The 12,848-nt window shown below is 32.0% G+C and carries 13 protein-coding genes; 5 read left to right on the top strand and 8 right to left on the bottom strand.

Annotation, left to right across the window (positions count from 1 at the left end; all coding sequences use genetic code 11):
- The first annotated feature begins 25 nt into the window (after positions 1-25).
- From N534_RS0101405 to N534_RS0101395, 3 genes are all read left to right on the top strand, one after another.
- A complete protein-coding gene (locus tag N534_RS0101405) occupies positions 26-484 on the top strand; it encodes an Lrp/AsnC family transcriptional regulator (RefSeq protein ID WP_028890773.1) in 459 nt (152 codons plus the stop codon).
- 102 nt (positions 485-586) lie between these two features.
- Positions 587-3,499: an FAD-binding and (Fe-S)-binding domain-containing protein gene (locus N534_RS0101400; RefSeq protein ID WP_028890772.1), complete on the top strand. Its 2,913-nt coding sequence runs from the start codon at positions 587-589 to the stop codon at positions 3,497-3,499.
- A 62-nt stretch (positions 3,500-3,561) separates the two neighbouring features.
- Positions 3,562-4,017 (top strand): hypothetical protein, encoded by a 456-nt coding sequence (locus N534_RS0101395; protein ID WP_028890771.1) that lies wholly within the window; start codon positions 3,562-3,564, stop codon positions 4,015-4,017.
- A gap of 103 nt (positions 4,018-4,120) precedes the next feature.
- Here N534_RS0101395 and ctlX read toward each other — a convergent pair whose 3' ends face one another.
- Positions 4,121-5,056, bottom strand: a complete 936-nt coding sequence (gene ctlX / locus N534_RS0101390; RefSeq protein ID WP_028890770.1) for a citrulline utilization hydrolase CtlX — start codon at positions 5,054-5,056, stop codon at positions 4,121-4,123.
- Positions 5,057-5,172: 116 nt separating this feature from the next.
- Here ctlX and N534_RS0101385 point away from each other — a divergent pair, with 116 nt between their 5' ends.
- Together N534_RS0101385 and N534_RS0101380 are read left to right on the top strand one after the other, a co-directional pair.
- Entirely contained in the window at positions 5,173-6,870 is a 1,698-nt protein-coding gene (locus tag N534_RS0101385; protein ID WP_028890769.1) for a S41 family peptidase, read from the top strand.
- Positions 6,871-6,986: 116 nt separating this feature from the next.
- Positions 6,987-7,451 carry a copper resistance protein NlpE gene (locus tag N534_RS0101380; protein ID WP_051435810.1) on the top strand — a complete coding sequence of 155 codons (465 nt, stop codon included), beginning with the start codon at positions 6,987-6,989 and terminating at the stop codon, positions 7,449-7,451.
- Between the two features lie 54 nt (positions 7,452-7,505).
- On the opposite strand, the gene moeB is transcribed toward N534_RS0101380, so the two are convergent.
- From moeB to N534_RS0101345, 7 genes are read right to left on the bottom strand one after another with little or no spacing between them, the layout of a single operon-like run.
- Entirely contained in the window at positions 7,506-8,558 is a 1,053-nt protein-coding gene (moeB, locus tag N534_RS0101375) for a molybdopterin-synthase adenylyltransferase MoeB (protein ID WP_028890767.1), read from the bottom strand.
- Between the two features lie 8 nt (positions 8,559-8,566).
- On the bottom strand, positions 8,567-8,905 hold the full coding sequence (locus N534_RS0101370; protein ID WP_028890766.1) for a hypothetical protein: 339 nt from the start codon (positions 8,903-8,905) through the stop codon (positions 8,567-8,569).
- Between the two features lie 19 nt (positions 8,906-8,924).
- Positions 8,925-10,037 carry a 2-iminoacetate synthase ThiH gene (gene thiH / locus N534_RS0101365; RefSeq protein WP_028890765.1) on the bottom strand — a complete coding sequence of 371 codons (1,113 nt, stop codon included), beginning with the start codon at positions 10,035-10,037 and terminating at the stop codon, positions 8,925-8,927.
- Between the two features lie 22 nt (positions 10,038-10,059).
- Positions 10,060-10,830 carry a thiazole synthase gene (locus N534_RS0101360; protein ID WP_028890764.1) on the bottom strand — a complete coding sequence of 257 codons (771 nt, stop codon included), beginning with the start codon at positions 10,828-10,830 and terminating at the stop codon, positions 10,060-10,062.
- A gap of 5 nt (positions 10,831-10,835) precedes the next feature.
- Positions 10,836-11,486, bottom strand: coding sequence for a thiamine phosphate synthase (thiE, locus tag N534_RS0101355; protein WP_028890763.1), 651 nt, complete (start codon positions 11,484-11,486; stop codon positions 10,836-10,838).
- Positions 11,483-12,238 (bottom strand): hydroxymethylpyrimidine/phosphomethylpyrimidine kinase, encoded by a 756-nt coding sequence (locus N534_RS0101350; protein WP_028890762.1) that lies wholly within the window; start codon positions 12,236-12,238, stop codon positions 11,483-11,485. Before N534_RS0101350 ends, thiE begins: the two co-directional genes overlap by 4 nt.
- Positions 12,239-12,838 (bottom strand): thiamine phosphate synthase, encoded by a 600-nt coding sequence (locus tag N534_RS0101345; protein WP_028890761.1) that lies wholly within the window; start codon positions 12,836-12,838, stop codon positions 12,239-12,241.
- Between the last annotated feature and the right edge of the window lie 10 nt (positions 12,839-12,848).

Here is a 12,848-nt window from a genome sequence, read left to right as displayed (position 1 = left end):
AGTTTATTCTAACAAAATTATTCTTTTGGAAAATCAATTTGATTATATAGACAAACAAATACTTTCAAAATTACGTTTAGACGCTCGTAAAGCCTATTCACAAATTGCGGAAGAATTAAAAGTTTCCAACTCCTTAATTCATCAGCGCATTAAAAAGCTAACCGCTGAAGGTGTTATTAAAAATGCTGAGTTTGTTTTAGAAGAAAAGAACTTAGGTTATAAAACCAAATCATACACAGGTATTCGTTTGCGTGAAGCGCGTTTTGCCAAAGATGTAATGCGTGAATTAGAAAAAATCCCTGAAATAACTGAATGTAATTTTGTGTCAGGAAACTACGCCATTTTCATCTTGATTTATGCTAAAGACAATCAGCATTTACAAAAAATACTTTATGACAAAGTGCATTTGATAAACGGAGTAGCCGGTACGGATACTTTTATTTGTTTCGATACCTGTTTTAAAAGAAATATTCCCATAGAGTAAACACTAATTAAGCACTTTTACAAAATTTAATTATAGATATTTGTAACGATAAAGTAATACTTTACACAATCAATAAAATACCTTTTTTGGGTGATTTAGATAATGATACAAACAACACAATTACAGGTCTTAGAAAAATCGTTAACAGGAGAATTGTTTTTTGACGATTTGCATAAAAACATTTATGCTACTGACGCTTCAGTGTACCGTAAAATTCCTTTAGCGGTAGCCTATCCTAAGAACACAAAAGATATTCAGCTATTAATTGATTTTGCTACGAAAAACAATATCACTTTGATTCCTCGTACCGCAGGAACTTCTTTAGCAGGGCAATGTGTTGGAGACGGAATTGTAGTTGACGTATCTAAACATTTTACCAATGTGTTGGCTTTTGATGAAATTAACAAAACAATTACCGTTGAACCAGGGATTATTCGTGACGATTTAAACCGATTTTTAAAACCTTTCGGGTTATTTTTTGGTCCAAATACCTCAACCTCTAACCGTTGTATGATTGGTGGAATGGTTGGTAATAATTCCTCTGGAAGTACTTCTATCCGTTACGGTGTTACTCGCGACAAAGTTATTGCCATTAAAGGATTGTTGAGTGATGGTAGTGAAGTAACTTTTTCTGAAATAACTTCGGCAGAATTCAATCAGAAGAAAATAGAAAACTCTCTAGAAGGAAACATCTATCGAGCAATTTATACTGAACTTGTTTCAGAAGCAACTCAACAAGAAATAAAAAAAGAATTCCCAAAAGAAAGTATTCATCGAAGAAATACAGGATATGCTGTTGATGAATTTTTATCATCTGATATGTTTGGAGGTAATGAGCCAACTATCAATCCTGCAAAATTCTTATCAGGAAGTGAAGGAACATTGGTGTTTTCAACTGCAATTACTATTCAGTTAGACGACTTACCTCCTACGCAAAGTATTATGGTTTGTCCACACTTTACAAGTATTAATGAAAGTTTAAAAGCTACAGTAACTGCCATGAATCACAAATTATATGCTTGTGAATTGATGGACAAGGTTATTTTAGATTGTACCAAAAACAACAGAGAACAAGCCAAAAATCGTTTCTTTTTACAAGGAGATCCAGAAGCTGTATTAATGTTAGAAGTATCTGCAGATACTATTGAAGAAGCTGAAGTGTTAGCCAATAAACTAATTGAAGATTTAAAAACGAATAACTTCGGATATCATTATCCAAAAGTATACGGAAACGATATTGCTAAAGTGCATGAGTTACGTAAAGCTGGTTTAGGATTGTTAGGAAATATTGTAGGTGATATGAAAGCGGTTGCTTGTATTGAAGATACCGCAGTAGCACTTGAAGATTTACCTGAATATATTGAGGAGTTTACCCAGATAATGGATAAATACCAACAGAATGCTGTGTATTATGCCCATGCAGGAGCAGGTGAATTACACTTACGCCCTATTTTAAACTTAAAGAAATCTGCAGATGTTACTTTATTTAGAAAGATAACTACTGAAACTGCTGAGTTGGTAAAAAAATACCAGGGGTCGTTTAGTGGTGAACATGGTGATGGTATTGTACGTGCAGAGTTTATTCCATTGATGATTGGTGATAAAAACTATCAATTATTAAGACGAATTAAAAAAGCATTCGACCCTAATAATGTATTCAACAAAGGAAAAATTACAGATGCTTTTCCGATGGATCAAAGTTTACGTTATGAAATTGACAGAAACGAACCTGTTATTGAAACCATTCAAGATTTTTCGGATAGTGAAGGCATTTTAAAACTAGCTGAAAAATGTAACGGTTCAGGTGACTGTCGTAAATCTCCTGAAGCTGGTGGAACACTTTGCCCTAGTTACCGAGCAACCCGAAACGAAAAAGAGACCACACGTGCTAGAGCTAATACCTTACGTGAAGTTTTAACAAATAACGCTGCTAAAAACAAATTTGATTCTAAAGAATTAAAAGAAATTCTCGACCTATGTTTAAGCTGTAAAGCTTGTGCTAGTGAATGTCCGAGTAATGTAGATATTGCTTCTATGAAAGCAGAGTTTTTATATCAATATCAAGAAACAAACGGGTATTCTTTCCGCAGTAAATTGTTTGCTAACAATGCTAAATACAACAAGCTAGGAAGTAAATTCCCTGCATTAACCAACTTTTTTACCAATACAACTTTAGCTAAAAAAGTAATGGGAGTTGCCACTGAGCGTTCAGTTCCTAAATTAGCAAAACAAACTTTTGAAAACTGGATACATAGTAAAAATGTCACTTTAAATAGAGCTCAAAAAGCTTTAAAAAAGATTTACTTATTTAATGATGAGTTTACCAACTATTATGATGCTGAAATAGGAAAAGATGCCGTTATAGTATTAGAAAAACTAGGATACGAAGTAATGACTGTTAATCACGAAGAAAGTGGGCGTAGTTATATTTCAAAAGGATTTTTAAAAGAAGCTAAAGAGATTGCAAATAAAAATGTAACTATTTTCAAAAACTTAATTTCTGAAGAAACACCACTTATCGGACTTGAACCTTCAGCTATTTTAACGTTTAGAGACGAGTATATTCGTTTAGCAGATGACAAAACTTCCGCAGAACAAATTGCCAAAAATGTTTTTACTATTGAAGAATTTTTAGCCGCTGAAAATACCAAAGGAAATATTGATACTAACGTCTTTACTAAAGAGATTAAAACATTGAAAATTCACGGGCACTGTCATCAAAAGGCTTTATCGAGTACACATGCTTCTTTTTCAATATTAAACATTCCTGAGAATTATAAAGTTACCATTATGAATACCGGTTGTTGTGGAATGGCAGGTTCTTTTGGGTATGAAAAAGAACATTATAAAGTAAGCATGCAAGTAGGTGAAGATACCTTGTTCCCAAAAGTTAGAAACTGTTCAAACGATACCGAAATTGTGGCTGCTGGTACAAGTTGTCGTCATCAAATTTATGATGGAACCAAACGTATAGCAAAACACCCAGTAACAATTTTAAGAGAAGCTTTACTATAAAACATTGATTTTCATCCGATTATTTTGTACTTTTAAGACTACTAAATCTTAAAAAGTATATTATGGCGAGCAATAGAATTATATTCAGTAATGCTTTGCTAATTTTTGCAGGCATTGCTGGTTACTTTTTAGTTATGAAAATTTTTGGGTTAGAGGATGTTGCTGAACTGCGTTTTTTAAACTTTGCATTTGTTTTGTATGGTATTAACAGAGCTATTAAAACAAACATTATTAGAAATCATGAGTCAGTATACTTCAGCAATTTTTTATTGGGAATAGGAACTTCTATTGTTGCTGTAGCATTAACTATTGTAAGTTTGATTATTTATGTAGACTTTATTGACCCAAGCTTTATGAATGTTCTTGAAAAATCTTCTTTTTGGGGACAAAAGTTAAGTTTACCTCTAGTTGTATTTGCGCTAGCAATTGAAGGAATTGCCTCTTCGGTAATTTGTTCATTTATCTTAATGCAGTACTACAAAAACTATAAAGTTCCGAATAATAGCATGATTGTTTAATCACAGGGCAGTAGCCAAGGGTTTTATTCCATAAGGTCTTTGCCTCTAAAAACTTAAAATAGTTTTCTTTAAATATCTGGAAGGTTTATCTCGAAGTAACCTATTAGTTTTTTGGTAAAAATACCTCAGCCATCATGCAACGAGCACTTCCACCACCACAGGTTTCAATAGTTTGTAATGAACTATGTACTATTTTTGTGTGTTTTTCTAAGCTTTTTAATTGCTGATTTGTCAACGATTCGTAGGCAGAAGTGCTCATTATTAAATAACGTTCGTCATTATTTCCTCTAACTTGTAACATATTTCCTGCAAACCGAGTTACTTGTTGTTCTGAAATAGCAATAACTTCTTTTCCGTCTGACTTCAAATGTTTTAAAAGATTTTTCTTTTCCTTTTTATCATCTATCGAATCTAAACACACCACCGCAAAAGTTTCTGCCACACACATCATTACATTAGTGTGATAAATAGCTTCTCTTTGTCCATCAACCGTTTGGTTAGCTTCAAATAGTACAGGAGTAAATTCAAAATCTTCACAAAATTCAATAAATAGTTCTTCATCTGCACGAGGAGACAAAGCACAATAAGCTTTTCTGTTGTACCTATCTAAAATCATACTCCCAGTTCCTTCTAAGAAAATCCCTTCTTCTTCCGCTTCAGAGTAGTCTACAACATTTTCTATTACAAAGCCTTTTTCTTCCAATACCTCTAACACATCTTCTCTTCGCTCTAAACGGCGATTTTCTGCAAACATTGGATAAATAGCAACATCTCCATTCTCATGGAAAGAAATCCAGTTGTTAGGAAACAACGCATCAGGAGTGTCCGGTTCTTTGGTATCTTCAATAACCACAACTTCTACTCCAACGGATTGAAGTTTATGCACAAAAGCATCAAATTCTTCTTGAGCTTTCGCATTAATTGATGCAGGCAACATTCCTGACAATTTCTGCTGGTAATAATTATTTACTGCTGTTTGCTCATTCATCCTAAAACTTGCAGGACGAACCATTACTATCGTATTCGTTGTTTGTTGCATACTGCGAAGGTAAAGTAAAATCAGGTATCTTTTACAGCGTATTAATTTAACTCTGTTTTAACTAATCTAAACAAAAAAAATATAATCTCTCTAGTTAATTTTATAACAAAAAAATCATGTTAAAGAAAGCAATCATACTATTCTTATTTCCATTTGTTATTTATTCTCAAACAAAAGTTTCTCAAACTGAAAAATATAAACAAATAGGGTTGGTTTGGGGCTTGCTTAAGTATCATCATCCTGATATTAGTAGAGGAATGTATAATTGGGACTTAGAATTGATCTCTTTTTTAGACTCTATAAATCATATTGAAGAACAAGAAAAACTAAATACAAAATTAAATTCCTTTATTTCTAAATATAACAAAGCAACTACAAAACATAAAACCATCTCTCTTAAAATTGATTCTGAAAAAATTTTTAGAAAAAATTTCAATTATGATTGGATAGATGAGTTTGCATTTACACCAGAAATAAAAAGTAAGCTAACTAAACTAAAGAACAATGGTAACATTGGAGATTATTATGCTTCTTCTAGTAAATTAACTAAGATGATTTCATTCAGTAATGAAAAAGGATTCCCTAATTTTAATGCTAAATTAAAAAACCATAGACTATTAGAATTATATAGTTATTGGAACATTATTCAATATTGGAATGTAAATAAATATTTAACAGACATTAATTGGGTAGATGCCTTAGACGAATTAATTAAAAACTTTGTAAATGCTAATACTATTGAAGAATACGAAATTTCTAAACTCAACATGTTTGCCTTATTAAATGATTCTCATTCATATAAAACATCAACCTACTTTTACGAATCACTTTTTAAATATTCACCCGCATTTGGAATAAAAATAATTAATGATTCATTACTTGTAACATCAATATATAACAAAACATTAGCAGAAAACAACAATATTAACTTAGGTGAAATAATAGTAAAAATTAATAATCAGAACATACCCGATTATATTAAGACTAATTTTTCTAACCTTATATCTGTCTCAAATGAAACTTATTTAAAACACAGATTAAATAGACTTATATTAAGAAACAGTTCGGATTCTTTAAAAGTGCATAGTCTGGATAAAAATGGTAATTTAAAAGAAACGAAATTAAAACTATTCAAATCATTTAAAATAGATGGATATAAAACCCTGGCTAAACCCGAAAAAACGAATTGGAAAAAGGTTTCTTCTAAAATAACTTACATAAACTTAGCTAATATTAACTCTAAAGAGTTTTCTAAAGTTTTTAAAGAAAATGAAAACGATGATGGTATTATTTTAGACTTAAGAAATTATCCAAGAAATCTTAAACTTAAGGATTTTTCAAAGCATTTGTTCCCTGAAAAAAAAGAGTTTATTAAAATATTAACTCCTTTAGACAAAGCTCCCTCTTTAGGAGAATATCCTGCTTCGGCTCCTTTAAAATTTATTTCAAACCCATTTGAAATTGGGAAAAGGAACTCTAATTACTTTAAAGGTAAAATTATACTTCTTGTAAACAGACAAACAGGTAGTATGGCCGAATATTTTGGTATGGCAATACAACAATCTCCAAATTGTATTACTATTGGCGAACAAACCATGGGTGCAGTAATGAATATTACCTCCGCTATTTTACCAGACAAACAAGAGTTTTATTTTACTGGTATTGGTGCTTTTTACCCAAATGGTGATATGGTTCAAAGAAAGGGCTTGTATATAGATTATTACATAAAGGAAAGCATTAAAAACTATGATTCAAAACTATATATAGATAAAGCAATAAAAATTATTAAAGAAAATAAACACCTACAAAACTAGTAAACAAAAAAATTGCTACACCTCACAACTAATTAATTTTAGTCTTATTTCCTTTTATTCAAAAGTAATTTATGGCATAATAACTGCTAGTAAAAGCTTTATTAAAACTGTTTAAAATGAATAGAAAATCAATTAAAAAATCGGCTACTATTTTAGCCATGGCTTCGTTAGTATTTTTCTCTTGCGAAAACCAAAGCAATAGTAATACTGAAAAAAGAGTTGAGCAGCAACCTAAACAAGAGTTTGTTGATGAACACAATGCTAAAAACTCTTTAGATTGGGTTGGAACCTATGAAGGAACTCTACCTTGTGTTAGCTGTCCTGGAATTAATACTACGCTTAAATTAAACACTGATTTAACGTTTGAACTGACTGAAGTATATTTAGGTGAAGAGCATAATAGCTTTGTTGAAAAAGGGAGTTTTTCATGGGGCAAAAAAGAAACAAATATCATTTTAAACATTCCTGATAGAAACCCTCAGTACAAGTGTATTGAAGGTGCTTTAATTGCATTAGATACTGAAGGAAAAGTAATTGAAGGTGAACTTTCTAAATTCTATATTCTTTCTAAAACAATTTAAGAACACCTTATTTTATAATAAAACATCAGCTTAATAATTAAGCTGATGTTTTATTTATTTTAAACCTCCTTTTAAGTTTAAAAACGCGATTGTATTATAATGTTCTTCAAGAAATTCAATAGCTCGTTGGCTTCGTACTCCTGATTTACAATAAACCACTACAGGTTTGTCTGTTGCTATTTCTTGATATCTATTAGGAAGTTCTCCTAACGGAATATGTTGTCCACCAATATGATGTTGCTCTCGCTCCCAATCTTCACGAACATCTAATAGATTATATGCTGACTGATTATTTTGTAGTTCTTCCAAAGTTATTTCGTGGGTGGCTGCTTTAATTCCGCAAAAAAATTCATAATCTTTATCTAATTCAGTAATTTCAGCTTTGTCCATCTTTTCAAATTTCAATATCATTTGACGCATACTTAAGGTATCATACATCAATAATTTATTAGCTAACACTTCTCCTATTCCACAAATAATTTTAATAGTTTCATTAGCTTGTAAACTTCCTATAATTCCGGGTAACACCCCTATTACTCCAATTTCTGAGCAATTGGGTGATTCTTCTGGTTTGGGTGGAGTTGGATATAAACATCGATACGTAGCACTTCCTTGATAATTGAACACACTTACTTGTCCTTCAAATTTAAAAATGGCTCCATATACTAATGCTTTTTGAGTGAGTACCGCGGCATCGTTGGTTAAATAACGAGTAGCAAAATTATCGCTCCCATCTACAATTACATCATATTTCTCAAATAAAGAAATGGCGTTCTGATTGGTTAATTTCTCTTGATAGACATGAAACTGAACAAACGGATTTAATTTTGATAACCTATTTGCCGCTGTTTGCGCTTTTGACTTTCCTATATCATCTATCGTATATAAAACCTGACGCTGTAAATTACTTTGATCTACTACATCATCATCTATAATTCCAATCGTTCCGATACCAGCTGCTGTTAAATATTGTAGAACTGGACAGCCTAATCCGCCAGCTCCTATTACTAATACCTTAGCTTGTTTTAGTTTTAGTTGCCCTTCTTCTCCTATTTTATCGAGAATTAAATGACGATTGTATTGTTTTTGTTCTTTCTTGGTTAACATCTAAGCTACTATTTTCGTCTAATCATATATGAATTAAATGACTTTGTAGCTTTCATCTGCTCTTGCCAAAATATTAATGGTATTGCCACTACTATACTAGCTATTGCTCCATAAAAAAACCATAAAATACTTGTCACTATACCCCCTAAAACCAAGCCTATCAATAAAATAAATCTACTCGATTCTGCTTTTATATCATTTACATGTTTTTTATCTGTTCTTCCACAACTTAAACAGTTTACTACAAATTCTTCTCCTTTTTCCATTTGAAGATCAGGTCTCGTTTGAGCACTTGATTTAATTCTTATATCTTTCTTACAAGACTTGCAATTTGTATATAATTTCATTTTCCTTTTAATTTAATAATCAATACTGAAAATGCTCCCAATCTTTCCAAACTACTTCTAATCCTTGACCTTTTAGCATCTCTACAATTTCTTCGGTATTTCGTTCGTCTGAAATTTCAAATTGTTCTAACGACTGAGGTTCAACGCTATATCCCCCTGGGTTTGTTTTAGATTCTGCACTCATTGAGGTAGCCCCTAAATTAACAATATTATTTCTAAAAACTTCGCTTTCTCGGGTAGACATAGACAACTCTACATCTTCATCTAGCATTCTAAATGCACAGATTAATTGCACCAAATCTGCATCTGTCATTTCAACCTTAGGTTCTAATCCTTCTGAATGAGGTCTTAATCGTGGAAATGAAATTGAATACTTCGTTTTCCAGTAGGTTTTCTGCATATATTTTAAATGCAATGCTGTAAAAAAGCTATCTGCACGCCAGTCTTCCAATCCGAATAAAGCACCTAAACCAACTTTATGAATTCCTGCTTTACCTAATCTATCAGGAGTTTCCAAACGGTACTCAAAATTTGATTTTTTTCCCTTCGGGTGATGCTTTTTATATTCTTGCTGATGATAGGTTTCTTGATATACCAATACGGCATACAATCCGCTTTCGATTAACAATTCATACTCATGTTGATCTAAAGGTTGCACTTCTATGGTAATATTTGAAAATTGAGAACGAATCAATTCAATTGCATTTTTAATATAATCGACTCCAACTGTTCTATTGGCTTCACCTGTTACTAATAAAATATGATTGTACCCTTTCGCTTTTAAAAAAGCAACTTCTTTCAGTATTTCGGCATCGGTTAAAGTTCTCCTCGGAATTTTGTTTGTAAAACTGAATCCGCAATAGGTACATATATTCTGACATTCGTTACTCAAATACATCGGAGCATACATTTGAATGGTATTTCCAAAGCGCTTTTTAGTCAACATACGACTTTTTTGAGCCATCTGTTCTAAAAAAGGTTTTGCTGCGGGTGAAATAAGCGCTTTAAAATCTTCCAAATCAAGTTTATTCTTTGATAAAGCATTTTCTACATCTGCAGCTGTTTTATTAAAAATGCTTTGCAACGTATCATCCCAATTGTATTGATTGAATACTGTTTTGAAACTACTCATAATATATTGTTAGTTTTATTAGCTAACTTAAAAAACTCGTTAACGGACTACTTGCTTCTGCTTGTGTTCTTACAGGTGCTAATTTTGCTTCGTAAGCCATTCTTCCTGCTTCAACTGCCATCTTAAAAGCTTGTGCCATGGCTACTGGATTTTGTGATACAGCAATAGCGGTATTTACCAAAACAGCATCGGCACCTAATTCCATAGCATACGCTGCATGAGAAGGCGCTCCAATACCTGCATCTACTACTACTGGAACATTTGATTGCTCAATAATAATTTCTAAAAACTCCAACGTCTTCAATCCTTTGTTACTTCCAATAGGAGCTCCTAAAGGCATCACACATTGCGTTCCTACTTCTTCTAATCGCTTGCATAAAACTGGGTCAGCATGCATATAAGGCATTACAACAAATCCCTTTTTTACTAACTCTTCTGCCGCTTTTAAAGTTTCAATAGGATCAGGTAATAAATACCTTGGGTCTGGATGTATTTCTAACTTCACCCAATTTGTTTCCAAAGCTTCTCTAGATAACTCTGCGGCAAAAACAGCTTCCTTTGCAGTTCTTACTCCTGAGGTATTCGGTAGTAAGTTAATTCGAGAATGATTTAAATGTGATAAAATATCATCTTCTTCATCTTGAACATCTACTCTTTTTAAAGCAACTGTTATCAGTTCACTTTCTGAAGCTAACAAAGCTTCTCTCATTAATTCAGAAGAACTGAATTTTCCTGTTCCTGTAAATAATCGAGAGGTAAATATTTTATCGGCTATCGTTAATTTTGTGTTCATTTTTACTATTTGTTATCACCTAACTTATACACTTGTTCGTTGTTGCTAGGTGCTTTTAATATTTTATGAAATGTAGAAATCGAGTTAAAATTTTGAGTAATCGCTCCTGACACAGCAACACCATACACTCCTGTATTTATAATTTCAGGTACATTTTCTATAGTAATTCCCCCAATAGCTATGATGGGAGTAGTTGTATTTAACGCTTCTAAAATTACTTGATATCCAACAGCTCCTAAAACTGGACTCAAATTCTTTTTAGTTTCTGTAAATTGAAAAGGCCCCAAACCAATATAATCTACTTTTTTCTCTAATAGAATTTTACAATCTTCTAAAGTATTAGCAGTCCCACCAATGGAATACCATTTCCCTAAATACTCACGAGCTTTTAACGGACATGTATCGGTTTTTCCTAAATGAACTCCATCTGCATTGACTTCTTTAGCTACTTTGTAGTAATCGTTTATAATTAACCGTGTTTGAAAGTGACTCGTAATTTCTCTCGCTTTTTGTGCTGTTTCTAAAACAGTTTTCGGATCCAGATTCTTTAATCGAAGTTGTACCCACTCTGCTCCAGAAGCACATGCTTTTTGAATATTTTCTAAATGTTCTTCTGGAGTTTTCCCTTGAGTTATATAATGTAATTTACTTATCATTTATAGTTGTGCTCTCCTAAGAGCGTTTTATTAGAATTTAAAAATTGTTCTGTATACCATTTCGCATATATACATGCATCTTCTAAAGAAAGTTTTTTTGCTATGTTTGAAGCTAAAGCAGAAGACAACACACAACCACTTCCGTGTTTTTCAAAAACGGATGTAGCTTTCGGTGGAATATTTAACTGTACTATCTTATTGTGATATACTTCATCCCATCCTTTTTTGTCTTCTCTGTGTCCACCTTTTAAATAAACATTAGTCTTTTCTGAAATAAACTCAATGGTTTCTTCAATCGATTTATTAGAAAACATAGCTTTGATTTCATCATAATTTGGAGTGATAAAATCACAATGTTGCAATACTTCTTCAAACACTTTTGTATGCTTTTCAGAATGAAAATCAAATCCAGCACTCGCTTTTAAAATAGGGTCTACTACTATTTTTATGGATGGATTATGTTTTTTTAGAACCTGAACAATTTCTAGTAATATTTTCCAAGACTGGATGATTCCTATTTTTACTACTGATATCTTAAAGCGTTCAAATAAAGATGTAATTTGGTTGATGATTACTTCTTTTTCAATCCAAACACATTCTTTAAAGTCCACATCATTTTGGACTGTAACTGCTGTACATACCGAAAGTCCATATAAACCATGTGCTTCAAATGTTTTTATATCCGAAGTCAATCCTGCGCCTCCCGACGGGTCATGACCTGCAATGGTTAATATATATGTCTTATTTTTCAATTATGAATTATGAATTTCGTAATGCCGTTTAATATTTTTAAAACTTTCAACAGGATTTTCTGCATTCCAAACTCCACCTAAAACTCCTATTCCTTGAAAACCTAATGCTAACGTTTTTTCAATGGTATCGGTATTGATTCCTCCCATTCCTATAATCGTTTTATCTATATGATTTACATCAAAACCTCTTCCTTCATAGCCTTTCTTTGAAATAGATGAAAAAACAGGGCTTAATAAATGATAATCAAATTCAATATCACAATTTTCTAATGCCGAAGGCTCATGAAAGGAACTACTCATTGTTTTTCCTATCATATCTAACCCGATAAAATATTCATTTCCATTCTCTAAAGCATCAATTCTTTTTTGTTCTTGAAAATGAATGCCTTTTAAATTGAATTCATTGATGAGCTCATGAAAATAATGAGTGACTATTCTATTATGATATTCTTCATCTATCTGATTCAAATAAGCTACATGCTCTTCATAATTCTTGTCAGGTTTTCTGAAATGATAATATTCCAATCCTTCTTCAAATAATTGCTGAAGAATTTTAATTTCATTCGGGATGTCTTTTTCTGGAGCTATTAAAACAATCATATAATCGGTT

It is taken from the genome of Tenacibaculum sp. 47A_GOM-205m, assembly GCF_000518405.1.
Classification (GTDB): Bacteria; Bacteroidota; Bacteroidia; order Flavobacteriales; family Flavobacteriaceae; genus Polaribacter; species Polaribacter lutimaris.
This window is presented reverse-complemented; position numbering and strand designations above follow the sequence as displayed.

Excerpts from the sequence above, each read along its gene's own strand:
- N534_RS0101400 (WP_028890772.1), top strand. The coding sequence starts at position 587 with ATGATACAAACAACACAATTACAGGTCTTAGAAAAATCGTTAACAGGA.
- N534_RS0101360 (WP_028890764.1), bottom strand. The coding sequence starts at position 10,830 with ATGAACACAAAATTAACGATAGCCGATAAAATATTTACCTCTCGATTA.
- moeB (WP_028890767.1), bottom strand. The coding sequence starts at position 8,558 with ATGTTAACCAAGAAAGAACAAAAACAATACAATCGTCATTTAATTCTC.
- N534_RS0101345 (WP_028890761.1), bottom strand. The coding sequence starts at position 12,838 with ATGATTGTTTTAATAGCTCCAGAAAAAGACATCCCGAATGAAATTAAA.
- N534_RS0101370 (WP_028890766.1), bottom strand. The coding sequence starts at position 8,905 with ATGAAATTATATACAAATTGCAAGTCTTGTAAGAAAGATATAAGAATT.
- N534_RS0101395 (WP_028890771.1), top strand. The coding sequence starts at position 3,562 with ATGGCGAGCAATAGAATTATATTCAGTAATGCTTTGCTAATTTTTGCA.
- N534_RS0101380 (WP_051435810.1), top strand. The coding sequence starts at position 6,987 with ATGAATAGAAAATCAATTAAAAAATCGGCTACTATTTTAGCCATGGCT.
- ctlX (WP_028890770.1), bottom strand. The coding sequence starts at position 5,056 with ATGCAACAAACAACGAATACGATAGTAATGGTTCGTCCTGCAAGTTTT.
- N534_RS0101385 (WP_028890769.1), top strand. The coding sequence starts at position 5,173 with ATGTTAAAGAAAGCAATCATACTATTCTTATTTCCATTTGTTATTTAT.
- thiH (WP_028890765.1), bottom strand. The coding sequence starts at position 10,037 with ATGAGTAGTTTCAAAACAGTATTCAATCAATACAATTGGGATGATACG.
- thiE (WP_028890763.1), bottom strand. The coding sequence starts at position 11,486 with ATGATAAGTAAATTACATTATATAACTCAAGGGAAAACTCCAGAAGAA.